This window comes from Paraburkholderia lycopersici, from assembly GCF_900096975.1.
Classification (GTDB): domain Bacteria; phylum Pseudomonadota; class Gammaproteobacteria; order Burkholderiales; family Burkholderiaceae; genus Paraburkholderia; species Paraburkholderia lycopersici.
Genome location: NZ_FMYQ01000034.1, coordinates 1 through 24,348, shown reverse-complemented (window position 1 = coordinate 24,348; position 24,348 = coordinate 1). Strand labels below are relative to the sequence as shown.

23 protein-coding genes and 1 pseudogene are annotated in these 24,348 nt (G+C 67.6%); 10 read left to right on the top strand and 14 right to left on the bottom strand.

Annotated elements, in window-relative coordinates; translation table 11 throughout:
• Positions 1 to 70: 70 nt before the first annotated feature.
• From BLU17_RS27715 to bluB, 4 genes are read left to right on the top strand one after another with little or no spacing between them, the layout of a single operon-like run.
• Positions 71 to 556: a cobalamin biosynthesis protein gene (locus BLU17_RS27715; protein WP_092004375.1), complete on the top strand. Its 486-nt coding sequence runs from the start codon at positions 71 to 73 to the stop codon at positions 554 to 556.
• Positions 553 to 1,155, top strand: coding sequence for a cob(I)yrinic acid a,c-diamide adenosyltransferase (gene cobO / locus BLU17_RS27710; protein ID WP_092004373.1), 603 nt, complete (start codon positions 553 to 555; stop codon positions 1,153 to 1,155). Before BLU17_RS27715 ends, cobO begins: the two co-directional genes overlap by 4 nt.
• A gap of 3 nt (positions 1,156 to 1,158) precedes the next feature.
• On the top strand, positions 1,159 to 2,469 hold the full coding sequence (locus BLU17_RS27705) for a cobyrinic acid a,c-diamide synthase CobB (RefSeq protein WP_092004369.1): 1,311 nt from the start codon (positions 1,159 to 1,161) through the stop codon (positions 2,467 to 2,469).
• On the top strand, positions 2,453 to 3,133 hold the full coding sequence (bluB, locus tag BLU17_RS27700) for a 5,6-dimethylbenzimidazole synthase (RefSeq protein ID WP_092004366.1): 681 nt from the start codon (positions 2,453 to 2,455) through the stop codon (positions 3,131 to 3,133). Before BLU17_RS27705 ends, bluB begins: the two co-directional genes overlap by 17 nt.
• A 7-nt stretch (positions 3,134 to 3,140) precedes the next feature.
• Here the strand turns inward: bluB and BLU17_RS27695 are convergent.
• The 12 genes and pseudogenes from BLU17_RS27695 to glnT all read right to left on the bottom strand — a co-directional run.
• Positions 3,141 to 3,275 (bottom strand): annotated as a pseudogene (locus BLU17_RS27695) (VOC family protein); the annotation flags it as partial.
• 61 nt (positions 3,276 to 3,336) lie between these two features.
• Positions 3,337 to 3,957 carry a DUF4136 domain-containing protein gene (locus BLU17_RS27690; protein ID WP_092004363.1) on the bottom strand — a complete coding sequence of 207 codons (621 nt, stop codon included), beginning with the start codon at positions 3,955 to 3,957 and terminating at the stop codon, positions 3,337 to 3,339.
• 68 nt (positions 3,958 to 4,025) lie between these two features.
• On the bottom strand, positions 4,026 to 6,437 hold the full coding sequence (locus BLU17_RS27685; protein WP_092004360.1) for a CHASE2 domain-containing protein: 2,412 nt from the start codon (positions 6,435 to 6,437) through the stop codon (positions 4,026 to 4,028).
• 11 nt (positions 6,438 to 6,448) lie between these two features.
• Entirely contained in the window at positions 6,449 to 7,906 is a 1,458-nt protein-coding gene (locus BLU17_RS27680) for a FecR family protein (RefSeq protein ID WP_245747040.1), read from the bottom strand.
• On the bottom strand, positions 7,903 to 8,601 hold the full coding sequence (locus BLU17_RS27675; RefSeq protein WP_092004357.1) for a response regulator transcription factor: 699 nt from the start codon (positions 8,599 to 8,601) through the stop codon (positions 7,903 to 7,905). The genes BLU17_RS27680 and BLU17_RS27675 overlap by 4 nt, the downstream gene beginning before the upstream one ends.
• Before the next feature lie 274 nt (positions 8,602 to 8,875).
• Positions 8,876 to 9,418, bottom strand: a complete 543-nt coding sequence (locus BLU17_RS27670; RefSeq protein ID WP_245747039.1) for a hypothetical protein — start codon at positions 9,416 to 9,418, stop codon at positions 8,876 to 8,878.
• Between the two features lie 580 nt (positions 9,419 to 9,998).
• The gene (locus tag BLU17_RS27665; RefSeq protein ID WP_245747038.1) at positions 9,999 to 10,886 is read right to left on the bottom strand and encodes an SH3 domain-containing protein; all 888 of its coding nucleotides are present in this window, start codon (positions 10,884 to 10,886) and stop codon (positions 9,999 to 10,001) included.
• 642 nt (positions 10,887 to 11,528) lie between these two features.
• Positions 11,529 to 12,920: an ammonium transporter gene (locus tag BLU17_RS27660; protein ID WP_092004354.1), complete on the bottom strand. Its 1,392-nt coding sequence runs from the start codon at positions 12,918 to 12,920 to the stop codon at positions 11,529 to 11,531.
• 204 nt (positions 12,921 to 13,124) lie between these two features.
• On the bottom strand, positions 13,125 to 14,489 hold the full coding sequence (locus tag BLU17_RS27655) for an FMN-binding glutamate synthase family protein (RefSeq protein ID WP_092004351.1): 1,365 nt from the start codon (positions 14,487 to 14,489) through the stop codon (positions 13,125 to 13,127).
• Positions 14,490 to 14,511: 22 nt separating this feature from the next.
• Positions 14,512 to 15,201 (bottom strand): GltB/FmdC/FwdC-like GXGXG domain-containing protein, encoded by a 690-nt coding sequence (locus tag BLU17_RS27650; protein ID WP_092004348.1) that lies wholly within the window; start codon positions 15,199 to 15,201, stop codon positions 14,512 to 14,514.
• Complete coding sequence (locus tag BLU17_RS27645) at positions 15,189 to 16,097, bottom strand: class II glutamine amidotransferase (protein WP_092004346.1); 909 nt, start codon at positions 16,095 to 16,097, stop codon at positions 15,189 to 15,191. Before BLU17_RS27645 ends, BLU17_RS27650 begins: the two co-directional genes overlap by 13 nt.
• A 10-nt stretch (positions 16,098 to 16,107) precedes the next feature.
• Positions 16,108 to 17,493, bottom strand: coding sequence for a type III glutamate--ammonia ligase (gene glnT / locus BLU17_RS27640; protein ID WP_092004343.1), 1,386 nt, complete (start codon positions 17,491 to 17,493; stop codon positions 16,108 to 16,110).
• Positions 17,494 to 17,728: 235 nt separating this feature from the next.
• Between glnT and BLU17_RS27635 the strand changes: the two genes are divergently transcribed.
• Positions 17,729 to 18,331, top strand: coding sequence for a helix-turn-helix domain-containing protein (locus BLU17_RS27635; RefSeq protein ID WP_092004341.1), 603 nt, complete (start codon positions 17,729 to 17,731; stop codon positions 18,329 to 18,331).
• Positions 18,332 to 18,569: 238 nt separating this feature from the next.
• Here the strand turns inward: BLU17_RS27635 and hutG are convergent, their stop codons facing one another.
• Together hutG and BLU17_RS27625 are read right to left on the bottom strand one after the other, a co-directional pair.
• The gene (gene hutG / locus BLU17_RS27630; protein WP_092004338.1) at positions 18,570 to 19,385 is read right to left on the bottom strand and encodes an N-formylglutamate deformylase; all 816 of its coding nucleotides are present in this window, start codon (positions 19,383 to 19,385) and stop codon (positions 18,570 to 18,572) included.
• A 36-nt stretch (positions 19,386 to 19,421) separates the two neighbouring features.
• On the bottom strand, positions 19,422 to 20,387 hold the full coding sequence (locus tag BLU17_RS27625) for a LysR family transcriptional regulator (RefSeq protein WP_092004335.1): 966 nt from the start codon (positions 20,385 to 20,387) through the stop codon (positions 19,422 to 19,424).
• A 192-nt stretch (positions 20,388 to 20,579) separates the two neighbouring features.
• Here BLU17_RS27625 and BLU17_RS27620 point away from each other — a divergent pair, with 192 nt between their 5' ends.
• The 5 genes from BLU17_RS27620 to BLU17_RS32730 form a co-directional block, all read left to right on the top strand.
• Positions 20,580 to 21,767 carry an NAD(P)/FAD-dependent oxidoreductase gene (locus BLU17_RS27620; RefSeq protein ID WP_092004332.1) on the top strand — a complete coding sequence of 396 codons (1,188 nt, stop codon included), beginning with the start codon at positions 20,580 to 20,582 and terminating at the stop codon, positions 21,765 to 21,767.
• Between the two features lie 44 nt (positions 21,768 to 21,811).
• The gene (locus BLU17_RS27615) at positions 21,812 to 22,585 is read left to right on the top strand and encodes an electron transfer flavoprotein subunit beta/FixA family protein (RefSeq protein WP_092004329.1); all 774 of its coding nucleotides are present in this window, start codon (positions 21,812 to 21,814) and stop codon (positions 22,583 to 22,585) included.
• A 2-nt stretch (positions 22,586 to 22,587) separates the two neighbouring features.
• Complete coding sequence (locus tag BLU17_RS27610) at positions 22,588 to 23,529, top strand: electron transfer flavoprotein subunit alpha/FixB family protein (protein WP_092004326.1); 942 nt, start codon at positions 22,588 to 22,590, stop codon at positions 23,527 to 23,529.
• Positions 23,526 to 24,197 carry a HutD/Ves family protein gene (locus BLU17_RS27605; protein ID WP_092004324.1) on the top strand — a complete coding sequence of 224 codons (672 nt, stop codon included), beginning with the start codon at positions 23,526 to 23,528 and terminating at the stop codon, positions 24,195 to 24,197. The genes BLU17_RS27610 and BLU17_RS27605 overlap by 4 nt, the downstream gene beginning before the upstream one ends.
• Positions 24,194 to 24,348 (top strand): FAD-dependent oxidoreductase (locus BLU17_RS32730; RefSeq protein ID WP_143189361.1); only part of this gene is annotated, 155 nt, incomplete at its 3' end. The genes BLU17_RS27605 and BLU17_RS32730, both read left to right, overlap by 4 nt.

The following is a 24,348-nucleotide window of genomic DNA, read 5'->3' as shown; positions in this document are numbered from 1 at the left end:
CGCGCATCCGGCACGCGGCGGACCACGAATATCCGCCGCTTCGGCCACGCCTTCAATCGACGTTCCCGCCGTGAATCGCGCCCCGTTCTCCACCGCTTCGGCCGTTTCAGCCGCTTCGTCCGAAGCCTCGCCTGGCGTCTCGCCGCTCGTGCTCGGCCTGGGTTGCCGGCGCGGCGTGACGCTCGCGCAGATCGAGGCGGCCGTGCGGGCCGCGCTCGGCGGGCGGCCTCCTCGAAGCGTAATGGCCGTGGCGACGCTCGACGCCAAAGCCGACGAACCCGCGTTACGCGCCTTTTGCGAGGCGCATGCGCTACCGCTGTTTGCGTACACGCGCGAGCAGATCGCCGCGATGCCGGCGCTCGCGCCGCCTTCCGCCGCAGTCGAAGCGCGCTTCGGCATAGACGGCGTGTGCGAGCCGTGTGCACGGCTCGCGGCGAACGGCGGGCCGCTCGTGCGCGGCAAGCTCGCGCTCGACGGCGTGACGGTGGCGGTCGCCAGCGCGAAAGCCCACACGCGCAGCACCGATCCCATCACAGAAACCGACTCCCGACGATGAAAACCGACCCCGAATCGCATCAACGCATGACGCAACGCCGCCGCGAGGGCCACGAGAAAAAGCAGGCCGCCGCAACGCTCGAAAAAGGACTCCTGATCGTCAACACCGGCAACGGCAAGGGCAAGAGCACGGCCGCGTTCGGCATGGCCGTGCGCATGCTCGGCCACGGCATGAAGCTCGGCGTCGTGCAGTTCATCAAGGGCGCGCTGCATACCGCCGAACGCGATTTTCTCGGCAGTGTCGCGCACTGCGATTTCGTGACGATGGGCGACGGCTACACCTGGAACACGCAGAATCGCGACGCCGACATCGCCACCGCGCGCAAGGGCTGGAACGAGGCCAGGCGCATGATCGAGGGCGGCGAGTACGCGATGGTGATCCTCGACGAACTCAACGCCGTGCTCAAGTACGAATACCTGCCGCTCGACGAAGTGCTCGGCGTGATCGACGCGCGCGCGCCGCACGTGCACGTGGTCGTCACGGGCCGCCACGCACCCGATGCATTGATCGAAGCCGCCGATCTCGTCACCGAAATGCGCCTCGTGAAGCACCCGTATCGCGAGCAGGGCGTGAAGGCGCAAAAGGGCGTGGAGTTTTAAGGCATGAGCGCGAAGTTCGCCTGCCCCGCGCTCTTCATCAGCGCCCCTGCTTCGGGCCAGGGCAAAACCACGCTCACGGCGGGTCTCGCGCGGCTGCACCGGCGCGCGGGGCGGCGCGTGCGCGTCTTCAAGACCGGTCCCGACTTTCTCGATCCGATGATCCTCGCGCGCGCGAGCGGCGCGCCGGTGCTCTCGCTCGACCTGTGGATGGTGGGCGAACAGGCGTGCCGCGCGCTGCTGGCACAGGCCGCGCGCGAAGCCGATCTGATCCTCATCGAAGGCGTGATGGGCCTTTTCGACGGCACGCCGAGCAGCGCCGATCTCGCCACGGCCTTCGGCGTGCCGGTGGCGGCCATCGTCAGCGCGAAGTCGATGGCGCAGACGTTCGGCGCAATCGCGTTCGGCCTCGCGCACTTTCGGCCCGAGGTGCCGTTTCATGGCGTGCTCGCGAATCGCGTGGGTTCGGCGCGCCATGCGCAAATGCTTCAGGAGGCGCTGCCCGCCGGTCTGCGCTGGCTTGGGCACGTGGCGAGCGAGGCGGCCATCGAACTGCCCGATCGCCATCTCGGTCTGCACCAGGCCAGCGAAATCGACGACCTCGACGCGCGCATCGAGCGCGCCGCCGACGCGCTCGCGCAAACCGCGCTCGCCGAACTGCCGCAGCCGGTCGAATTCGCCGAGGCCGCCCGCGGCGAAGCCACGCCGCGCCTGCTGGAGGGCCGCCACGTCGCGATCGCGCGTGACGCCGCGTTCTCGTTCCTCTATCCCGCGAACGTCGCCCAGCTCGAAGCGCTCGGCGCGCGCGTGAGCGGCTTCTCGCCGCTCGCGAACGAGGCTGCTCCGGCCAGCGCCGACGCGATCTATCTCCCCGGCGGCTATCCCGAGCTGCACGCGGCAACCCTCGCGCGCAACACGCGCAGCGCGGATTCGCTGCGCGCGCACGCAAATGCGCAAAAGCCGCTGATCGCCGAATGCGGCGGCATGCTTTATCTGCTCGATGCGCTCACCGACGCGGAAGGCGCGCGCACGCCGATGCTCGGCCTCCTGCCCGGCGAGGCGGTCATGCAAAAGCGTTTCGCGGCGCTCGGCATGCAGAAGGTCGACGGCGCGCACGGCGAACTGCGCGGCCACACGTTTCACTACTCGCGCGTCACCACGCCGCTCGCGCCCGCGCTCACGGCTCGCCACGCGCAAACGGGCGCGCCCGGCGAAGCGTTCTATCGCCACGGCTCGATCGTCGCGACCTATATGCATGCTTACTGGCCCTCCAATCCGGCTTTCACGGCCGCACTCTTCCATGGCACAGCCCTTTGACGAAGCCGAACGCGCGGCGGTCTACCGCGCGATTTACGAGCGGCGCGACATGCGGCACTTCGCGCCGGGCCCGGTCGAGCCCGCAACGCTCGCGCGTCTGCTCGACGCCGCGCACCACGCGCCGAGCGTCGGCTTCATGCAGCCGTGGCGCATCGTGCGCATCACCGACGCGTCGTTGCGCGAGCAACTTCACGCGACGGTCGAGCGCGAACGCATCGCCACCGCCAACGCGCTGGGCAAGCGCCGCGACGAGTTCATGAAGCTCAAGGTGGAAGGCATGCGCGAGTGCGCCGAGGTGCTCGTGGTCGCGCTGATGGACCGGCGCGAAGCGCACGTCTTCGGCCGCCGCACGCTGCCGGAGATGGACCTCGCTTCGGTTGCGTGCGCGATCCAGAACATGTGGCTCGCGGCCCGCGCCGAAGGGCTCGGCATGGGCTGGGTCTCGATCTTCGACGTCGACGAAGTGCGCGCCCTGCTCGCCATGCCGCCCGGTGCGAAGCCCGTGGCGATACTGTGCGTGGGCCACGTCGACGCGTTCTACCCGCAGCCGATGCTCGAAATGGAGAAGTGGGCCGAGCGCAAGGCACTGGGCGAATGCGTGTTCGAAAATCGCTGGCCGCAAGACGAGGAGCGTCACGCGCCGGATGCCGCGCCCGGCGCCTAGCGCGCGTTCACGCTTCGCGCTCGTGATCTGCGTAGCAAACGGCCTCGACGTTGTTGCCTTCCGGATCGATCAGGAATGCTGCGTAATAGTCGGGGCTGTAGTCGAGCCGCAGGCCGGGCGCGCCATTGTCCTTCGCGCCGGCTCGCAGGCCCCTTTCATGGAAGCCTTCCAAGGCGGCGCGGCCTGGGAAAAATTGTCCCGAACTACGGCTGATCGGCTGGCGAAACCGACAGCACCTGCGGCATGGCCGGCGCTTCGCCCGCCTGCGCGTCGGCGCCGGTCGCGCTCTTCAGCTTGACGCGCCACTGCGGCGCACCCGCATACGGCAGGCGCGCCAGCGCACCCGCCACGAGATAGGGCAGCGCCGCCTTTGCGTCCGCGTTGCGGTCGCGCTTGACCGCGCTCACCTTGTAGACCTCGCCGCCGTCCGGCAACGCGAAGAAGCGCAGCGTCAGCGTATGGACGTAGGGCCGCCCGAACCACGGAAACGAGGGTCCTTCGGCCGGCGCGCATTCGCCGCCGCAGTCGGCCGCCACGACTTTCACCTCGGCGGGACGCGTGGCCCAGGCCACGGAAACGAGGTAACGCGCTGCCTCGGGCGCGCCCGCCTCGAAGCCGCGCTGCGCGAGGCCGTCGCGCAGCAACGCCGGGTACGGCAGGATCTCGCCGCCCTCGGCCTGCGCGGGGGTCGGCACGAAACGGTAGACGGCGGCCGCGCCCGCGCCGGGCAGGCCGCCCGTGGCCGAGACTTCGGTCGTCACGCCCGCACATCCGGCCAGCGCGCCGAGCAACGGCAGGAGACAGATCGGCAGCAGGGTCTTCAAGGGTCACTCCATCATCGGTCGCCGCGGCTCAGGCCAGCGGCGTTCGGGTTATGCGCTTCTCGCGAGACTCATACCGGCGGGTCGAGCGCGGGCAGCGACATCGTCAGCGTGGTGCCTTTGCCCGGCTCGCTCTCCAGGTGGACGTCGCCGCCGTGACGCGTCACGACCGTCTTCACGAAGGCCATGCCGAGCCCCGCGCCGCTCACCTCGGGCCGCTGTTCCGCATGGAAACGCCGGAACGGCTCGAAAAGCTTCGCCTGGTCCTCGGGGGAAATGCCGTAGCCCTGGTCGCAAATCGAGCAGACGACGTGCGGAGGAACCTGTTCGTCCAGCGCGATGGTACAGACGATGCGCGTGTCCTGGGGGCTGTATTTCACGGCGTTGTTCAGCACGTTCACGAGCGCGCGCGTCATGAGCGAGCGGTCGGCGTTGATCCAGCCCATCTGCTCGCCTTCGAACGCCGTGTCGATCTGGATGCGCTTCGCGTGCGCCTGAGGCCAGACTTCGTCGCTCGCGTCGATGACGAGCTCCGCGAGGCTCGTGGGTTCGAGCGCGTAGACCTGCGATTCGGCGCGCGCGAGCTGAACGAAGTCGTCGGCGAGCGTGAGCGAGCGGCGCGCGTAACGCTCGATGCGCTCCATCACGCCGCGCACGGGCTCGGAGGTGAGCGTCCCGCGCTCGCGCTCGGTTTCCACGAGCGCGACGATCGAGGCCTGCGGCGAGCGCATGTCGTGCGAGAGCAGGCGCAGCGCGTCCTCGCGCTGGCGCTCGGCGTCATGCAGTTCGGTCACGTCGACGAGGCCCGCGATCCACCCGACCGCCTGCCCCTGCGCGTTCGTGCAGCGCGCGTAGCGCAGCAGATAGTCGCTGCCGTCGCGCGCGCGCACTTCCACGCCGCGCGCCATCAGTTCCGCGAACTCGCTGCGCGCGGGGTCGAGCGGCGCGGGCCAGTGCGCGCGCGCGAAGGTCATCGCGTCCGGGCTCGGGTCGATCGGCTTGACGAGCGAGAGGTCGCCGAACACGTCCCGCATCGAGCGCCCTTCCGCCGCGCTCACGCTCACGCGCGCGAGATACGCACGCGAGGCGTGATTCGCGATCAGCACGACGCCGCGCAGATCGGCGACGAGAATCGGCTCGGGCACCGAGTCGAGGCTGTCCCACACGAAACGGCGCATATCCTGCAGCCGCTGCGCGGCCTGAGCCATCAGCGCCATCTGCTGGGCGAGCGCGTCGCCCGCGAACTCGCGGCGCGGCGCGGGCGCTTCGGGCAGGAGATAAGGCTCGTCGGCAAGCTGGCGCAGCTCCTTGCGCAAATACGCCATCGTCATTTCGAGGCGGCGCCAGCTCCACGCCGGCCAGGCCGCGAGCAGCGCGACGATCGCGGGCATGGGCGGCAGCCAGAGCCTCGCGCCATGCAGCATGCCCACGCTCGTGCCGAACGAGACGACGATCAGGAACGCTAGCAGCAACAGCGTGCGCAGCGGCGAGAGCACGAGAAAACCGGCCAGCAGCAGCACGAGCGGCACGAGCGAGGCAAGTACGACCGCGAGCGGCGGTACGGGCTGGATGGCGGTGCCGTTGAGCAGCGTGTCCAGCACGATTGCATGGATGTAGACGCCGGGCAGCGGGCCGAGCGTGCCCGAGAGCGGCGTGGCGAAGCGGTCGTAGAGTCCCGATGCGGTCACGCCGACGATCGCCACGCGCCCGCGCAACTGCTCGGGCGGCACGCGGCCTTCGAGCACGTCGGCGAACGAGACCTTGTGGTAGGCCTGCGAGTTCTCGCCGAACGGAATCAGAAAACGCGACTCGCTGCCCGGCGCGGCCGCGCGCAGCACCTCGTCGCTGCGCGCGGCCGCGGGCGTGCCGTGCGCGAGCACAACGGCGCCCCCGCGCACCGCGCGCCAGACCGGCACCATGAGCTGCGGCCAGCGCTGCTGCGCGTCGCCCTCGAAGAGCGCGACGCTGCGCACGATGCCGTCGCTATCGACTTCGAGGTTGATATGGCCGACGCCGGCCGCCGCCTGTGCGAGCGGCGCGACGGGGAGCACTGCCTCGCGATGGCCGGTGTCGTCGGCGGGCGCGAGCAGGATGGGCAGGAACGCCGGACGGGCGTGCAGCGCCTGCGCGAAGCGCGCGTCGCCGGGCGACGGCTCGGTGAACAGCACGTCGTAGACGATGGCCGCCGCGCCCGCTTTCGCGAGCTGGTCGACGAGCCGCGCGTGCATTTCGCGCGGCCACGGCCAGCGCCCGAGCGCGGCGACGCTCGCGTTGTCGATCTCCACGAGGACGATGTCGGGCGACACCGGCAGCGCGCGCGCGGCGAGCAGCCGGTCGTAGACCAGATGGTCGGCGCCGCTCGTCAGTCGCCAGAGCACGCAAAGCACGACGACGACGACGCCCGCGCAGCCCACCCCCGCCCACTCGTACAGAAAGCGACGTCCGACCGAGCGGCCAAGGCGCACGGGCGGCCTCGCGCTCATGCGTGGCTCCGTCACCAGTCGAGCCTGAACGACTGGACCGGGCTCGCCTTCTGGTAGTAGCGGCCGTTGTCGAACTGCTCGGCGACCACCGTCCAGTAATAGACGCCCTTCGGCAGGTCGCGCACGACGGTCTCGCCCGTCGTGATGTCGGTGCGGTCGACGAGCGGCGCGCGCAGGTCGGCCGACGTGCCGAGCACAAAGCGAAAGCGCGTGTTCTGCGCGTTGCGGTCGGTGAACCAGCGGAACGCGAAGTCGCGCGAGCCCCCGACGGGACCGGCGCTCGCGCCGAGCGCCACGCGTCGGCGCTCGAAAGCATAGGCGGCGGGCATGCCTTCGAGGCCGCGCGCGTCGATGGCGGAAATGCGCACGAAGTACGTGCCGTCGCCGAGGGCGCCGACCAACACACGCGGGTCGGCGCTGCGCGTGTCGCGAATCGTGTCGAGCAGGCCCGCGTCGCGGCCGATCTGCACGCGGTAGCCGCTCGCTCCGGCTAGCGGCGCGATGTCGAAGGCGACATCGTCGTCGTCCTGCACCTTCGACGGATGCCGCAGCTCGGGGGCGTCGAGCAGCGCCACGGGCGCGCCCGCGGGCTGGCCCGCCAGCGTCAGGCTGCCATGGCGCGCCGCGACGAGCTGCTCCGAGGCGGCGAGCGGCGTGCCCGGCGCGGGTGGCGCGGGTGGCGCATAAGCACCGCGCCGGCGCTGGGCGGGCGAGCCGGCGTCCACACCCACCGCGCCGTCCAGCACTTCGACCGCCGTCGCGCCCTTGTCGCCGTCGTAGCTCACGCGAAACTGCGTGCCGCGCACACCGGCCACCACGGAGGGCGAACGGATCTGGAAGCGGTCGTCCTTCTTCGTTGCGTGCGTGACCTCGCTGGTCACCTCGCCGCGATGGAGATCGACGATGCGGTCGGTCGCGCCGGTGAGCGCGGTCTGACGCAGCGTGGCGAGATCGAGCGAGGTATCGGGCGGCAGCGAGAGGTGCGAACCGTCCGCGAGTTCGAGCGTGGCGAAGCCGTTGTGCCCGGTCTGCACGCGATCGCCTTCCACGAGGCTCGCGCCCGCCGCGAGCGGCAAGAGCGCACCGTCGCGGAACGCGTGCTGCACGGGACCGTTCGCGGCGATGACCCTCGCGCTGAGGCTGTCCTGGCGCAGCAGCGCGACCGGCACGCGCAGCGTCGTGCCCGGCTGCAGGCGGCGCGGCGCGCTCAAGCGGTTCAGGCTCGCGAGCCTCTTCCAGTCGGCGGGGCTGCGCAGGTAGCGCACGGCGAAGTCGTAAAGCGAGTCGCCGGGAAGCGTCACGTAGGTAACCGTTTCGGACGGCTGGGCGGGAGTGCGCGGAGCGCCCTCCCGCGCCTCGGCGCCACGGGCGCTGGAGACGAACGCGAGCGCGAAAACGAAGAAGGGGGCCGCCGACGCGCGCACCGCGCGAACCCTCTCGGCGGCGGGAACCGTACTCGCGCCGGTCACGCGTTGTCCCCGTCGATGCGCTCGAGGCGATAGCCGTAGCCGTAGATCGGCGTGAGACGATAACCGTTTTCGGGACGCAGACCGAGTTTCGAGCGCAGCATGGAAACATGCGTGTCCATCGTGCGCGAGGGAATGTCGTCGGACTGCTTCCAGATCACGTCGAGAATGTGCGCGCGCGAAAGCGGGCGGCTCAAGTGCTGGAACAGCAGCAGCGCGAGATCGAATTCCTTCTGCGTGAGCGCGACGCTGCGGCCGCTCACCGAAGCCTGACGCGATTTCAGATCGAATTCATATTCGCCGAACGTTTCCTTGAGCGTGGGCGCATGCAGCTGATAGGCGCGGCGCAGCAGCGAGTTGATGCGCGCGATCAGAACCGACGCCGAGACGGGCTTGACGACGTAATCGTCGGCGCCGGCGTTGAGCATTTGCGCGATGTCGACTTCGCGGCTGCGGCTCGTCATGAACAGCACCGGCAAGCGCGCGGAGAGGCTTTGCCGCACCCAGCGCAGCACGTCGTCGCCGGCCATGTCCGGCACGTTCCAGTCGAGCACGAGCAGATCGAACGTCTGCCGCCGAAGCTGCCTGACGAGTTCGCCGCCCTTGGCGAACGCGTGGCAAACGTGACCGGCTGCGGTCAGGGTCTGGCAGACGAAGTCTGTCTGCGCCGGATCGTCGTCCAGTACTGCAATTCTCATAGCACCCCGCAACCAGGTTTGTTTTTCATCGTCTCGGGACGGACTGCCTGCCGCATCGCGCTGCGGCGATGACCTTCGTCTTGCCGGACATGGCGCGCAACGCGGCGCAGGGTCGCCGGCGAAGCGCTCTCGAACGCGCGGCGACCGGCCCGTGCAGCACGCCAAAGACCGCGACGCCCGCCGCGCCCCGAAAAAGCTGGAAGGGCTGCACAAGCGCCGACTTCGATGATGGAATCGCTCTCATGTCAATCGCTTATGGTAGTCGAATTTGCCTTCACTCGAACCGCGTCTGCGTGACGGGATCTGCCTGAGCGGGTTCCGGCTCGCCTGCGATTGCCGGCAATCCCGAAAGCAGCGCGGTCAGATGCGAGCGTACGTGCTCCCATGCGGCGTGAGCATAGTCAGGTTGCACAGCGGCGCGCGCCTGGGCCGTCACGAACACGCGCAGCACCGTGGACGAGCATTGCGTCATTCGCTCGGCCCGGACAAAACGCGAGAGACGCAGTGCCTCGCCGAGCCACGGGAGCTCGGCCGCGCAGGAGTCCGCATAGGCCTCCATCGCGGCGCGCGCGTGCCGGTCGCGCGCAAGATCGAGCTCGACCCGCTCGAAGTCGCGACCGATGTCGGCGCCACCCTCGCGCGAACCCGGTGGCAGGCGGATGCGGCCGGTTCGGAAAAACATGTAGCCCCCGTTTAGCAAACAGACAAGCGCCAGGCGTTCTTTCGCCGACGCAAACAACGTCAAGCCGCGCGCGGCAGGCGCGGCGGTAATGAGAATTCGTTTAGAAACACAGAAAAAAAGTGGCGACAGCGGCATGCCATCTACTGCGTGGCCTCCGGAATCCGTCCCCCGGAATCGGACCGCCAGCGCAATCGCCGCCGCGCGCGGCGCGAACCCCGCCGCCGACGTCACCGCCCGACGTCGGTCTGCGGGCCGCAGCCGCCTCCCTGCGCGACGACGCACGTGCCACCATCGCCACGTCCACCTCGAAGCACTGGTTTTCCAGCGTTATCCGGCGAACTCGGGTTCGCTCTGACTTCGTCGTTATGGTCCGGTCGCCAAGTCCCACGCGAGCCAATCCCCCGTAGCAATAATCCGTTGTCGTTGGCGCAGCAGAAGGCTCGTGCGCCAATGGCGTCACGCGACTGTACCTGGCGTTGCCGCGACAGCCTATTTTCGCCGGATCGCTATGAATTTACTGTCAGGGATTGTTAAATCCGTCAGAACGACGGGAAGTGACGATAGGAAAAGCGGACGGGAGCGTGGATCGAGTATGCCGGCTTGCCTTCGCGACGTGAGGCATGACGGCCTGGGCACCCCGATTACCAGGCAGCGCTGCCGACGATTCGCGCCAGTCGCGAGACATTCGCCACTGGCGCGAAACACGGGATCAAGGTTAGTGCTCGTGTTGCCGGTCGTCGCCCCGGCCGCCGCCCTGGCCCGACGGATGACCGCCTTGCGGCGGTGCCGGAGGCCGTCCCTCTGCGGGTGCCGGTCCGGGTGGCCGCATACCGCCCTGCGGATGCGCGAAGCCCTGCGCAGGCGCACCGGCCGGTGGGCGGCCGCCGAACTGTTGCGGCTCTGGCGCGGGCGGACGCCCGGCTTCATGCGGTCGCTCGGCGTTGAGCGGCGCCATGTTGGCGGGCGCACGCGGAGGCTCGGCATTGACAGGCGGGCGTCCCGCGCCTGGCGGCGGCAGATTGCCCGGCGGTCGCGGCGCTTCAGGGCGGACCGGCGGACGCTCCGCGCCCTGCGGCGGCCCGCCGCGCTCGGGCATATTGGGCCAGGCCGGCCGGCCAGGCGCTCCATGCCATGCGGGCGGCGCCGATGGGCGACCGCGTTCGGGCGGCGGCACATGCGCCCAGCGCCCCTGCTCGCCATACCATGGCCGGTCGCGATAGAAGCTTCCCCAGTAGGCGCCGAGCGAAAACGTGACGATCGGCAGGCCGATGGCCGCGCCATAGTTCGTGAGCGGCACGTAGCTGCCCTCGTAGGGATAACTGAGGTAGCCGCCATAAACCCAGCCGCGCAGGCCAGGCACGGTGACGTCGCACCACGAATAGTCGCTCACGCAGCCCATCACGGTGACGGGCACGCCAGGTCCGAGTTCGGAAACGACCGGATAGTCCCCCGAAGGACCGGCATACAGTTCCACAGGCTCGCTTGTATACGCCGCGGTTTGCGCGCTGGCGCCGGACGAAGCGAGCGCAAGGCCGGTTACGAGGCTCGCGCCGGCGAGCCCGGCGGCAAGCGCGTGCATGCGCGTCTTGGGACGCTTTGTCATTGTTCCTCCCAGTTCCAGCTATTTTGTCTTCCGCCAGGCAAGCCCCGCGCCTGCCCAGCGTTACGCGTTACCCGTTTCTTCGAGTCATGAATCGACCTCGTCCAGCGGGTTGTCTTCTTGAAACCTGTCCCAAAGCCTACGCCGAACGGTCTCTCGCCTGATGCGGCTTCCCGGCGCGCCCGATCGACATTCCACTTGCGCCGCTCGCACCGCTCAGGGCAGAGCCTGACAGGATTCTCCCGATATGACCAATCAGAAACCCATCAGACAGGTTTCCGTTTGCGCTGACGGATTCGAAACGTTGTCATCTTACAGCGTCGGTGAACGAAGACTGCAACTGCCCATGCTTGCGAGCCCGGTACGGGACCCCGGTTCGGCATGCTGAGCGGCGGCTTTGCGGCCTCCCGCCGACGACACGACGTTTGCGTCGAAGGACGGTTCGCGCGCTCCGCGCACTGCGTCGGCAGGTGCCCGCGCTTCCGGGTGAGCGGCCCCGGCCAGTGAAACGGCCTGCGCAACCTCGTGACGGTTGGCGCAGGCCTGGATCGATACGGTCGATGCACCGTTGGGATTCGCGGCAGGGTAATGCGCGATCGGTCGATCTCGCCCGCCGCGCCGATGCCGGCGCGGCCCTGCCGGCTGTCAACCGTGATACGCCGTCTCGCCGTGCGAACTGACGTCGAGTCCCTCGCGCTCCCCTTCCTGATCGATGCGCAGGCCGATCACCATGTCGACGAGCTTGAACGCAACGAACGACACCACCGCCGACCACACCAGCGACGTACCCACGCCCCAGCATTGCGAAATCAACTGACTCGCCATGTCGTAGTCACCGACCTTGTTCGCCACGTAGTCGTAGACGCCGGTGCCGCCGAGCTTCGGCGAAGCGAATACGCCGGTGAGCAGCGCGCCGGCAATGCCGCCGATGCAGTGCACGCCGAACACGTCGAGCGAATCGTCCACGCCGAGCATGCGCTTGAGGCCGTTCACGCCCCAGTAGCAAAGCGCGCCCGCGATGAAGCCCATCACGATCGCGCCCATCGGGCCGACGAAACCGCATGCGGGCGTAATCACCACGAGCCCCGCAATGGCGCCGGAAACCGCGCCGAGCATCGAAGGCTTGCCCTTCAGCGTCCATTCGACGGCCGTCCACGAGACGGTGGCCGCGCAGGTGGCGAGCAGCGTGGTGACGAACGCGAGCGTAGCCGCGCCGTTCGCCTCGAGATTCGAGCCGGCGTTGAAGCCGAACCAGCCCACCCACAGCAGCGAGCCGCCGATCATCGTCATCGTGAGGCTGTGCGGCGCCATGTGCTCGCGCCCGTAGCCCACGCGCTTGCCGATCATGATCGCGCCCACCAGCGCCGCGATGCCCGCGTTGATATGCACGACGGTTCCGCCCGCGAAGTCGAGCGCGCCCTTCTGGAACAGAAAGCCCGCCGTGGCATTGGCCTTTTCCGCGGCGGCGGCGCTCGTGTAGGCGTCAGGCCCCGCCCAATACCAGACCATGTGCGCGATGGGCAAATACGAGAACGTGAACCACAGCACCATGAACGCCAGCACGGCCGAGAACTTCGCGCGCTCCGCAATGCCGCCGATGATGAGCGCGGGCGTGATGGCCGCGAACGTCAACTGGAACGACACGTAGATGAACTCGGGAATCACCACGCCCTTGCTGAACGTGGCGGCCGTGGTGTCGGGCGTCACGCCCGCGAGAAACATCTTGCTCAATCCGCCGAAGAACGCGTTGCCTTCGGTGAACGCGACGCTGTAGCCATACACGGCCCACAGCACGCCAAGCAGACAGAAAATCACGAGCGTCTGCATCAGCACGGAAAGCATGTTCTTCGCGCGCACCATGCCGCCGTAAAAAAGACCGAGACCCGGCGCCGCCATCATGACGACGAGCAGTGTCGCGACGATCATCCATGCGGTGTCGCCCTTGTTCGGCACTGGCGCGGCGGCGCCTTGCGCCAGCGCGGGCAGCGAAAGTGCCAGCGCGCCGATCACGGCGAGTAGTTTGCCCAAGCTCTTCATTGCACGATCCTGTAGAAAGGCGTCGCATGAGGTGCGCGCAAGCGGCGCGGCCTTCACGACGCGCGTGTGGGGTGGAGATGAGATACCAGTGCGTGGTTTGCGCTGCTCGGCTTGTCGGGCGCCCGCTTGCGCGTTTCGACGGCGCGCGGCGGTCTCCTCGCCGGCGCGCCCATTGCTGCGATGACTGCTCTGTTTCCTGATCGATCAACGCGTGTTCAAACCGGGAATCCACGACGTGCCCGCGAGCGGCACGCGCGCCATCGCGGCCGATTCGACCGTCAACGCCACGAGGTCTTCCGGCTCGAGGTGATGCACGTTCTGCTTGCCGCATGCGCGAGCGATGGTCGTGAGTTCCATGGTGAGCGTCTTGAGGTAGTTCCTCACGCGGCGCGCGCCCTCCTCCGGTTCCAGGCGCTTTTCGAGCAGCGCGTCCTGCGTCGTCACGCCCACCGGGCATTTGCCCGTATGGCAGTGATGGCAGAAGCCCGGCGCCGTGTTGAGCGCCGCGTAATCGGCCACCGCCGAATGCAGCGCGCCGTTCTGAAAATACGTCTCGCTGTTGCAGCCGAGCGCCATCAGCACGCCCTGGCCGATCGCCACGGCATCCGCGCCGAGCGCGAGCGCCTTCGCCACGTCCGCGCCCGTGCGGATGCCACCCGAGACGATCAACTGCACCTTGCCCTTCATGTCGAGGTCTTCGAGCGCGTCGACAGCCTGGCGCACGGCCGCGAGTGTCGGAATCCCCACGTTGTCGATGAAGCAGCTCTGCGTCGCCGCCGTGCCGCCCTGCATGCCGTCGATCACGACCACGTCGGCACCCGCGTGCACGGCGAGCTTCACGTCGTTGAACGTGCGCGTGGCGGCCACTTTCACGTAGATCGGCTTTTCCCAGTCGGTGATCTCGCGCAGTTCCTGGATCTTGATGGCGAGGTCGTCGGGGCCGGTCCAGTCGGGATGGCGGCTCGCCGAGCGCTGATCGATGCCCGCGGGCAGCGTGCGCATCGAAGCCACGCGCGGATTCACCTTCTGGCCGAGCAGCATGCCGCCGCCGCCCGGCTTCGCGCCCTGGCCGATCACGACTTCGATGGCGTCGGCGCGGCGCACGTCGTCGGGATTGAAGCCATAGCGCGAAGGCAAGCATTGATAGACCAGCGTCTTCGACGACTGGCGCTCTTCCTGCGTCATCCCGCCGTCGCCGGTGGTGGTCGAGGTGCCGGCGGCGGTGGCCGCGCGGCCGAGCGCTTCCTTCACGTTCGCCGAAAGCGCGCCGAAGCTCATGCCCGCGATCGTCACAGGCGTGTCGAGCACGAGCGGCTTCTTCGCGAAGCGCGTGCCGAGGATCGTTTGCGAGTTGCACTTCTCGCGATAGCCTTCGAGCGGATAGCGCGAAAGCGACGCGCCGAGAAACAGCAGATCGTCGAAGTGCGGCACGCTCTTCTTCGAGCCGAGCCCACGGATTTCGTAGAGGCCGCGCTGCGCGGCGGTGTGAATGTAATCGATGGTCTTGCGGTCGAAGGTGCTGGACTCTTCCTGTTGCAGACGCGCGAATTGAACCGGTTTGGTTTCCATGGGGACCTTCTCGATCGTATGTTCAGTATTCCTGGTCCGCGTCGGCGTTCCAGTGGTAAAGCGTGCGGGCCGAGGCGATGCGGCGGAACTGCGCCGGATCGTGATCGAGACCGGCTGCTTCGAGCAGTTCGCGCACGGCGGTAACGTCGGCGTCGGTCATCGGCTCGAACTGCGCGTCGGCGCCAAGCGATTTCACGTCACCTCGCACATAAATCACCGCTTCGTACAACGAATCGCCCAGCGCATCGCCCGCGTCGCCGCAGATCACCATGCGGCCCGCCTGCGCCATGAAGCCCGAGAAGCTGCCCACCGAGCCGCCCACCACGATATCGCCGCCCTTGAGCGAGATGCCGCAGCGCAGGCCCGCGTCGCCGTCGATCACGAGCAGGCCGCCGTGCGCGGAGGCGCCCGCGCCGTTCGATGCGAAGCCGCGCACATGCACCTTGCCGCTCATCATGTTCTCGCCCACGCCCGTGCCCGCGCTGCCTTCGATCACAATGGTCGCGTGCTTGTTCATGCCGCCCGCGTAATAACCCGCGTGGCCTTCGATGGTGATCCGCACCTGCGCATCCACGCCCACCGCGATGTTGTGCGCGCCGTTGGGCGAGGTCACGCTGACGCGCTGGCCATTCAATGCGGCCGCGTCGCCATGCAGGTACTGGTTCAGATCGCGCACACCCTGCGTTTCCAGATCGAAATTCACGCCTTCCATACGTACATCTCCTCGGGTGCGGGTTCGAAAACCTTCGCGTTGCGAATGTCGGGCAAATGCGCGAGCGAGCGGAACTCGGATGCGATCGCCACGTAGTCGTCGTTTTCGGCCACGACGGCGGGCTTGCACGCGAACGGATCGCGGATCAGCGCAAGCTCGCTCGACGTGCCCATCAGGAACGTGTAGAAGCCGTCCAGTTCCTCGAAGCCTTTTTGCAGCGCCTCGGGCAGCGAGTCGCCTTCGCGCAGGCGCCATTCGAGGAAACGGCACGCGGCTTCCGTGTCGTTGTCGGTGTCGAAGTGAATGCCGAGCGGCTCGAGCTTGCGGCGCACGCCATAGGGGTTCGAGAGCGAGCCGTTGTGCACGAGGCAGAAGTCCTCGCCTGCCGTGAACGGATGCGCGCGGTCCGGCGTGACCGCCGATTCCGTCGCCATGCGCGTGTGGCCTACGAGGTGCGAGCCCTTGAGCTTCGTGAAGTCATAACGTCCGGCCACTTCGGCAGGCGAGCCGATGTCCTTGTACAGGTCGATCGAGCGGCCGACGGAAAGCAGATAGAGCTTCGGATACTGATCGTTGAGCCACGATTTCACGGCTTGCGCGTCGCCCTGCAACGTCAGCACGGCATGATTGGCCTTCGGGTCGATGCGCGCGGTCACGTCCATCGCCCGATTGAGCTTGTCGAGCAGCGTTTGCCACGGAAACTGCGCACCCTCTTCCGTGAAGCCCGAATAGAGGCTCAGCTTGCGCTGGCTCGCATCCACTTCCTTGCCGAACACGGCGAGGCCCGCCGAATCGGGACCGCGCTCGGTCATGCCGATCAGCATCGGGACCATCAGTTCGCCGAGCTTTTCGCGTAGCGTCGGCGTTTTCACCAGCAAGCCTACGATTCCGCACATAGGGTTCTCCTTAGAAAAATTCGAGGTAGTTCTTGAGTTCCCAATCGGAGACGTGGCGCATGTATTCGAGCCACTCCATCCGCTTGAGCCTGATGAATTCCTGCGCGACCGGACCCAGCGCCTCGCAGATGAGCGTGTCCGCTTCGAGCGCGTCGAGCGCCTGTTCGAGGTTCTGCGGCAGCACCGCGATGCCGTGCTCCGCCAGCTTCGCGGGCGACCACTCGTAGAGGTTTTCGTTGGCGGGCGTGCCCGGATCGAGTTCGCTGTCGATGCCGTCGAGGCCCGCCGCGATCACGGCCGCCGTCGCGAGATACGGGTTGCACGAACCGTCAGGCAGACGCAGTTCGATGCGTTCTCCCGGCATGCGCACCATGGTCGAGCGGTTGTTGTCGCCGTAGCTCACATAGGCCGGCGCCCATGTGGCGCCCGTGAGCGAGCGGCCCACCACGAGGCGCTTGTACGAGTTCACGGTGGGGTTGCACAGCGCCGTGAGCGCGGGCGCATGTTTGAGCAGGCCCGCGGTAAACCGATAACCGAGCTTCGAGAGTCCCATGCCGAGCGGATCGGCCGAGTCGGCGAACAGGTTGCGCTTGCCGTCGCCGATCGAGACGTGCATGTGCATGCCGTTGCCGGGACGGTTCGCGAACGGCTTGGCCATGAACGAGCAGATCATGCCGAGATCGTTCGCGATCTCGGAGGCGGCCATCTTGAAGAACACGTAGTGGTCGCACGAGGTCAGGCAATCGGCGTACGTGTAGTTGATTTCGAACTGGCCGTTGGCGTCTTCGTGATCGATCTGATAGACGTCGATGCCGACCGAGCGCATGGCGTCGGTAAGGCGTTCGAGAAACACGCGCGTGCGCGACAGGCCCTTGTAGTCGTAGCAGGGCTTGGCGAGCGTATCGCTCGGGTCGCACGGTTCGAGCGTGCCCGAGGCCGAGCGCCGCAGCAGCGAGAACTCCGGTTCGAGGCCCGTAAAGAGCGTCCAGCCGCGCTCGGCCACGCGCGTGACCTGGCGCTTGAGCGTCACGCGCGAATCGTAGGCCCACGGCTCGCCTTCCACGTGCCCGTCGCAAACGATGCGCGCGAGCCCCGGCTGCCACGGCACGGGCGTCAGCGTCGAGAGATCGCCCACGGCCATGAAGTCGGGACCGTTCGGCTCGATGCCCACGCCCCAGATCGCAAAGCCCGCGAATCCGGCGCCGGCCTTGAGCACCGTCTTCAGATGCGAGACCGGCACCGACTTGGCCTTCGCCACACCGTGAATATCGACGAACTGCGCCAATACGTATTTCACGCCCTGCTGGCCGAGCCAGCTCTGCGCATCGTCCGCCGAGCCGAAGCGCGGCACGCTCCCCAGCTCGTTGACTGGCAGCTTTGCATCGTTGAGGTTCATCGTCACTCCTTGCAACTCATCCGCGGTTGAAAGAGCGGTGCGCCCGACTTCATGCCGGTCATCGAGGCGCTTCGGCCGTTGCGGGGACGGGTGGCCGAACCGCGCGCTCGCACTGCGCACGCGCATCGTCTGCTTTAAGAATTCTCCATATGCAACTTTTTTTCCTTACATGAAACTCTCGGCGCGCACGTCTGCGTGCCGCCTGCTACGCTTCTGCTTTTCACCGAGGCCAATCATGCAAACCGGGGACGACAGCAAAGCACCACTCGAACGCTACCTGGGCGCGACGATCCGCGAACTGCGCCAGCGTCACGACCTGACCATCGCCCAGGTCGCCGACCAGGCCGGTATCAGCCGCGGCATGCTCTCGAAGATCGAGAACGCCCAGACGTCAACCGGACTCGACGTCCTGCACCGTATCGCTCAGGCACTCGGCGTCTCGCTTTCCTCGCTCTTTCGCAACTTCGACGTTCCGCAAGGCGACGCGCAGCTCGTCAAGAAAGGCGCCGGCATGGAAGTCGTTCGCAAGGGCACCAAACGCGGCCACACCTACCATCTGCTTGCCTACGACCAAGGTCCGCGCAAAGCCTTCGAGCCGTTCCTCATCACCCTCGAAGACGAAGCGGAGCGGTTTCCCACCTTCGAGCATCCGGGCACGGAGTTCATCCACATGCTCAAGGGCGTGATCGAATACCGCCACGGCCAGCAAACCTACATCCTCCATCCCGGTGACACGCTCACCTTCCAGGCCGACATTCCTCACGGCCCCGAGCGGCTCATCAAGACGCCCATCCAGTTCCTGTCGATCTTCATCTATCCGCCGGGAACTGCCGAATGAGGCCCAAGCCTTGCAATCTCACCCGCGCAACTTCTTATGCAACGTCCGTGCCATGTTTATCTGCATGAATCAAAAATTCCTGTTGATAAACACCCCATACGCACGTCACGCCCTGCCAGCTTGCTCTCCTGATTTCCTCGCGCCGGCATTTGCCTGCTGACGGTGCGCGGTTTTCCTGCCTGGCGTGCGTCCCTGCACTGAAACAGGACGCAGGCTTACGCCCGAGTATCAGAAACGCTTATGAAAGCGCGGACGCCGGCGCGAGCGCCCGCACCACGTCGAGCGCCGCGCCGACCATGCGGGAAAGCGTGGGCTGGACGGCTTCGGCGCGCCCCGGCACGTAGTCGAACGGCACGTGCTCGTTCATATAGGCGGACTGGCACATCTCCAGTTGAACCGCGTGGATGCCGCGTTCCGGCACGCCGAAATGACGCGTGATATAGCCGCCCTTGAAGCGGCCGTTCGCGACCCACGTGTACGCGCTCGCGGCCATCGCATCGACGGCGGCCTGCTGCACGGGGCCCGCGCAAGTGCGTCCGTCCTGCGTACCCAGATTGAGGTCGGGCAGTTTGCCGTCGAACAGCCGTGGCAGCACGCTCGCGATCGAATGCGCTTCCCAGAGCAGCACGTTCGCGTGACGCTCGCGCAACCGCGCAAGCTCCGTCGCGAGCGCGTCGTGATACGGCTGCCAGTATTGAGCGACGCGCGCGGCGCGCTCCGCGGCGTCGGGTGCGCGGCCGGGCTTGTAGACGGGCTCGCCGCGAAACGTTTCGCCGGGGCACAAACCCGTCGTCGTTTGGCCCGGATAGAGACTTTCGTCGTTGGGCGGCCGGTTCAGGTCGATCACGTAGCGCGAGACGCGCGCACCGATTACCGTCGCGCCGAGCTCGCGCGCGAACGCATAAAGACGATCGAGATGCCAGTCCGTGTCGGCGACGGCGAGCGCCTCATCCGTATAAAGATGGCGCAACGCCGGCGGAATCCGCGTGCCCAGATGCGGAATCGACACGACCAAAGGCGCGTCGCCGCGCTCCAGCGAAAATAGTTCGGACATCTGCCTACTCCTCTCGCACAAAAGTTTTCGGTTCGGCTACATCAGAGCGTCGTCCGGCAGTTGCGGCAGTGCGCGCGCGAGCGCCGGCTTGATGGAGGCCTCCAGTACGCGCCGCGTCAACGAAACGATGTCGTGCGCGAACGCGTCCCACTCGCCCTGTCGATGCAGCAGGAAAAAGTCACGCCTCCCCAGCCGTCCGGGCGGCAACGGCAGCACGCCGATCTCGGGCAGATAGTGGCGCGCCTGCCAGAGACACAGCGGCGTGGAAATCGCGAAACCGAGCCGCGCCGCGACGAGGCTCAGGAGCGGATCGGTCGCGTCGAATTCATAGCGGCGCGGGCTGTCGATGCCGAGATGCCGCGCATAGCGCTCGACCTGCTGCCCGATCACCGAGCGAGGGGTATAGCGGATCATCGGCATTTCGAGCGCCAGCGCGCGCCAGTCGATGTTCCTGCGCTCGGCGAGCAAGGTGCGCGAAACGACGACGACGAACGCTTCCGAAAACAGCGGCACCTCGACGATGCGCGCGTCGTTGAGCGTAGTCTGCGTGCAGACCGCCAGATCCAGCTCGCGATCGTGCAACTGCTTGCTCAAACCCGGCGTCAGACCAGACCACAGCGCAATCTGCCGCGCCGAGCCCGACACCGCGCGAATCAGCTCCGGTCCCACGGTCGCCGCGAACGAATCCACGCAGCCGAGCCGCACCGGCAACGTGCCTGTATTCGATGCGTCGCCAATGCGCGCGCTGACCATCTGCGCATGCTCGAGCAGCGGGCCGGCGAGTTCGAGCAGCGCGCGGCCCGCGATGTTCGGCCGCGGAGGCCGGCTCTCGCGGTCGAACAGGACCACGCCCTGATCGCGCTCGAGCGCCGCAATGGCCTGACTCACCGCGCTTTGGCTCACGCCGAGCTGCTTCGCCGCGCCGGTCATCGATCCTGTCTCGCACACCGCGAGAAAGGCCTGCAACGCGTTAAGGTCGATAGGCGCCTGGGTACGTCTCATGAGGGGGCTCCGCGGATGTCTGCGCAAAATGACGCCGGCCGCCGTGCGCTCCGTCCCCGCATGATGCCGCGCTGGACGGCGCACACGCGAAAGATCAGCGATTGCGGTTGTCGACCATAAGTTTGCCTAATACAAAATAATGGCGTGCACCGGGGACGCAGAATCTGCCCATCGTTCACCCACGGGGGCCCCATGAGCCACTTTGACTATGTCGTGATCGGTGCTGGCGTCATCGGCACGTCCGTCGCCCATCATCTCGCCGCGCTCGGCGCGAAAAGCGTCCTCGTCCTCGACCAGGGCATGATCGGCTCGGGCACCACCTCGCAGTCCTCCGGGCTGCTGCGCACGCATTACTCGGTGCGCCAGAACGTCGAACTCGCCCGCGCGTCGTGGTGGGCGTTCAACAATTTCGCCGACTACCTCGGCGACGGCGAAGCGTCGTGCGGCCTCGTCAAATGCGGCTACATGATCTGCGCGCCCGAAGGCGACAAGCTCGATCCTCTGGCGGCCTCGCTGCGTGCGCAGCAGGACATGGGCATCGAGGTGCAACTGCTCGACCGGCAGGCGGCGCAGGCGCGCCTGCCGATCGCGACCTTCGACGACGCCGCGCTGATCGGCTTCGAGCCCGAAGCAGGCTTTGCCGACGCCTACCTCGTCGCGACGAGCTTCGCGCGCTCCGCACGCCGCGCCGGCGTGAAGATCATGGAGGGCGTGCGCGTGAGCGGCCTGATCCGCGAAGGCCGCCGCGTGGTCGGCGTGGAAACGTCGGCGGGACGCTTCGGCTGCGGCACGCTCGTCAGCACGCAGAACATCTGGACGCCCGAACTCGCCGAATGGATCGGCGTGCCGCTGCCGGTGAAGCCCGAGCGCCATACCGTGCTCGCGCTCGAATGCGAAGCCGCGCCGTACACCTTCGCGATGCCCGCGTTCAAGGACCTCGGCTCGGCGGGCATGCTCTATTTCCGCAGCTACGGCGGCAGCCAGATGCTCGTCTCGGAGGGCGTGGTGGGCGAGACACTAAACGCGCCCGAGACCGAACAGGGCGAAATCTCGCTCGACTACGTAGCCGAAGTCGGCGCTCAGGTGGCCGGGCATTTTCCGGCCTACGAGACGGCCGGCCTCGCCTCCTCGTGGACGGGCGTGTACGACGTGACGCCCGACTGGAACCCGGTGCTCGGCAGCGTCGCCGACGTGGAAGGGCTCACGGTGGGCTTCGGCTTCTCGGGCCATGGCTTCAAGCTCTCGCCGGGCATCGGCAAGCTTCTCGCGCAACACGCGCTCGGCCTGCCCACCGACGTCTCCCTCGACCCGTACGGCCTCGAACGCTTCGCGAACGGTGCGCTGCTGACCGGCAAGTACGGTCTGGGCGCGGTGTCATAAGGCCGGCGCGCGAAGCGCTTTCGCATGCGAAAAGGAGAAAACCGATGACTATCCGTATCCTGGTGCCCGTCAAGCGCGTGGTCGATCCGAACGTGCGCGTGCGAGTGGGCGCCGCCGGTGCGATCGAAACGGGCGGGCTCAAGATGTCGCTCAACCCCTTCGACGAATGCGCGCTCGAAAAGGCGCTGCAACTGAAGGAAGCCGGTGTGGCCTCGCACGTCACGGCGCTGACCTGTGGCCTTCCGCCGTATCAGGACGTCCTGCGCACGGCACTCGCAATGGGCGCCGACGACGCCGTGCTGATCGACACCGGTGCGGCCACGACCTCGCTCGATTCGCTCGCCGTTGCGCGGCTCGTGGCCGCGCACATGGGAGAGGTCGAATACGGCCTCGTGCTGTGCGGCAAGCAGGCCATCGACGGCGACGTGGGCGGCATGGCGGCCATGCTCGCCGCGTTGCTCGGCTGGCCGCAGGCGCTCAACGCGAGCGCGCTCGACGCGATCGACGGCGGCTGGCGCGTGGACTGCGGCGACGACGCCGCCACGGCAACCTGGCATCTCGACGGCCGGGCAGTGGTCAGCGCGGATCTGCGTCTGGCGGAGCCACGCCGCGTGACGTTGCCGAGCATCGTGAAGGCAAAGCAAAAACCGCTCGCCATACTCGAGGCAAGCTCGTTCGGTGGCGTGTCCGACGCCTGCAGCCGCGTGCTGAAACTGGACGATCCGCCCGTGCGCGCGCCGGGCGTGAAGGTGGGCGGTGTTCAAGCGCTGCTCGACGCGCTCGCCGGTCAGCGCATATTCGAAACCGTGGGAGTCTGACCATGAGAACGCTGGTCCTTGCCGAAGTCGATGAGGGATCGATTTCCGATGTGACGCTGCGGGTGGTGAACGCAGCGCTGCAACTCGAGCAACCCGTCGATCTGCTCGTGTTCGATGCATCGCTCGCGGCGGCGGCGGCGCAAACGAGCGGCGTCGATCGTGTGCTGATCGCCTCTGCCGGCGCCGCCGACTCGCTCGCGCCCGAAACGATCGCGGGGCAACTGCTGGCACTCGCCGGTGATTATTCGACGGTACTCGCGGCGCACCGCGCCTGCGGCCGCGCGGCGCTGCCGCGCGCGGCCGCGCTCGCGGAGGGCGCCTTCATTGCCGATGTGACCGCCATTCGCGAGCGCACGCAGTTCGTGCGCGGCCTCTACGCGGGCAGCGTCATCGCGACGGTCACGAGCGCCACATCGCGCACCTATGCGAGCGTGCGGCCCTCGTCGTTCGGGCCCGTTGCGGCGGACGGCGGAGCGGCGCAGGTCGTTGCGCTCGCCCCGGTCACGCCGTTCATGGCCACGCGGCTCGTCGAGCGCCGCGCCGCCGCGCAGAGCGGACGAGACCTCGGCAATGCGCGCGTGGTGGTCGCGGGCGGGCGCGGCCTCGCCTCGCAGGAGAACATGGGGCGCCTCGGCAGGCTCGCCGACGAGCTGGGCGCCGCGCTCGGCGCCTCGCGCGCCGCCGTCGATGCCGGCTACGCGCCGAACGCCGCACAGGTCGGCCAGACCGGGCGCAGCGTCGCGCCCGACGTGTATGTGGCATTCGGCATCTCGGGCGCGATCCAGCACCTGGCCGGCATGAAGGATTCGAAATTCATCGTGGCGGTGAACAAGGACCCGGACGCCCCGATCTTCTCGGTCGCCGACGTGGGGCTCGTCGGCGACCTGTTCGAGGTAGTCGGCGCGCTCGAAGCTCGCGCGCAAGACGCGAAGCAACGCGTATGAACGCCCGCATGCACGCCCTCCCAGGAGCCGCATCGGTGCCGCGGACCGGCGCCGCGGATCTCGCCGCCGTTCGTTTCATCGATTGCGCGCGGATCGCGCCCGAACCCTGGGCAAACGGAGGCGGCACGACTCGCACGATCGCATGCGGTCCGGCGCCGGACGACAAGCGCAGCGCCGCGCAGTGGCGCGTGAGCCTCGCGAGGCTCGATGGTCCCGCGAAATTTTCGCAGTTCCACGGCTACGACCGCACCCTGTTGCCACTCGACGACGGGGCGATCGAACTGCATTCGCAGGACGGGGAACTGCTCGCGCGTGCGGGGCAGCCCGTGCATTTTTCCGGCGACCTGCATGTGTGTGTCAACCTGCCCGCGCGTCCGGTCGACGTGCTCAATGTCATCTGCAAGCGCGGCGCGTACCGTGCGCGCGTGAGCGTTGCCGCGCATTCGCTGCATGTGACGCCCGCCGCCACGCATCTGCTAGTGAGCCTTGCCGGGCATTGGAATGTGGAAAGCGCGTTGCTGCGCGGTTTCATGCTGCCTCCGCTCAACGCGCTGTGGATCAGTGGGCGGCCGGAGGAACTCGCGCTGCGCCCTTCGGGGCCCGGAGCGCAACTGGCTTCGATCGCAATCGAAGCGATGCCGGCCGAAGCGGGAGAGCGTCGTCCATGAAACATCGGCTGGACGCGCTCAGCGCGCAATACGGCCCACGCGAGTCGATGGAATATGACGTGGTGATCGTCGGCGGCGGCCCCGCCGGACTTTCCGCGGCGATCCGCCTGAAGCAGCAGGCCGCGGAAAAAGGCGTCGAAATCGGCGTCTG

Excerpts from the sequence above, each read along its gene's own strand:
- cobO (WP_092004373.1), top strand. The coding sequence starts at position 553 with ATGAAAACCGACCCCGAATCGCATCAACGCATGACGCAACGCCGCCGC.
- BLU17_RS27705 (WP_092004369.1), top strand. The coding sequence starts at position 1,159 with ATGAGCGCGAAGTTCGCCTGCCCCGCGCTCTTCATCAGCGCCCCTGCT.
- bluB (WP_092004366.1), top strand. The coding sequence starts at position 2,453 with ATGGCACAGCCCTTTGACGAAGCCGAACGCGCGGCGGTCTACCGCGCG.
- BLU17_RS27685 (WP_092004360.1), bottom strand. The coding sequence starts at position 6,437 with ATGAGCGCGAGGCCGCCCGTGCGCCTTGGCCGCTCGGTCGGACGTCGC.
- BLU17_RS27675 (WP_092004357.1), bottom strand. The coding sequence starts at position 8,601 with ATGAGAATTGCAGTACTGGACGACGATCCGGCGCAGACAGACTTCGTC.
- BLU17_RS27670 (WP_245747039.1), bottom strand. The coding sequence starts at position 9,418 with ATGCCGCTGTCGCCACTTTTTTTCTGTGTTTCTAAACGAATTCTCATT.
- BLU17_RS27665 (WP_245747038.1), bottom strand. The coding sequence starts at position 10,886 with ATGACAAAGCGTCCCAAGACGCGCATGCACGCGCTTGCCGCCGGGCTC.
- BLU17_RS27660 (WP_092004354.1), bottom strand. The coding sequence starts at position 12,920 with ATGAAGAGCTTGGGCAAACTACTCGCCGTGATCGGCGCGCTGGCACTT.
- BLU17_RS27655 (WP_092004351.1), bottom strand. The coding sequence starts at position 14,489 with ATGGAAACCAAACCGGTTCAATTCGCGCGTCTGCAACAGGAAGAGTCC.
- BLU17_RS27650 (WP_092004348.1), bottom strand. The coding sequence starts at position 15,201 with ATGGAAGGCGTGAATTTCGATCTGGAAACGCAGGGTGTGCGCGATCTG.
- BLU17_RS27645 (WP_092004346.1), bottom strand. The coding sequence starts at position 16,097 with ATGTGCGGAATCGTAGGCTTGCTGGTGAAAACGCCGACGCTACGCGAA.
- glnT (WP_092004343.1), bottom strand. The coding sequence starts at position 17,493 with ATGAACCTCAACGATGCAAAGCTGCCAGTCAACGAGCTGGGGAGCGTG.
- BLU17_RS27635 (WP_092004341.1), top strand. The coding sequence starts at position 17,729 with ATGCAAACCGGGGACGACAGCAAAGCACCACTCGAACGCTACCTGGGC.
- hutG (WP_092004338.1), bottom strand. The coding sequence starts at position 19,385 with ATGTCCGAACTATTTTCGCTGGAGCGCGGCGACGCGCCTTTGGTCGTG.
- BLU17_RS27625 (WP_092004335.1), bottom strand. The coding sequence starts at position 20,387 with ATGAGACGTACCCAGGCGCCTATCGACCTTAACGCGTTGCAGGCCTTT.
- BLU17_RS27620 (WP_092004332.1), top strand. The coding sequence starts at position 20,580 with ATGAGCCACTTTGACTATGTCGTGATCGGTGCTGGCGTCATCGGCACG.
- BLU17_RS27615 (WP_092004329.1), top strand. The coding sequence starts at position 21,812 with ATGACTATCCGTATCCTGGTGCCCGTCAAGCGCGTGGTCGATCCGAAC.
- BLU17_RS27610 (WP_092004326.1), top strand. The coding sequence starts at position 22,588 with ATGAGAACGCTGGTCCTTGCCGAAGTCGATGAGGGATCGATTTCCGAT.
- BLU17_RS27605 (WP_092004324.1), top strand. The coding sequence starts at position 23,526 with ATGAACGCCCGCATGCACGCCCTCCCAGGAGCCGCATCGGTGCCGCGG.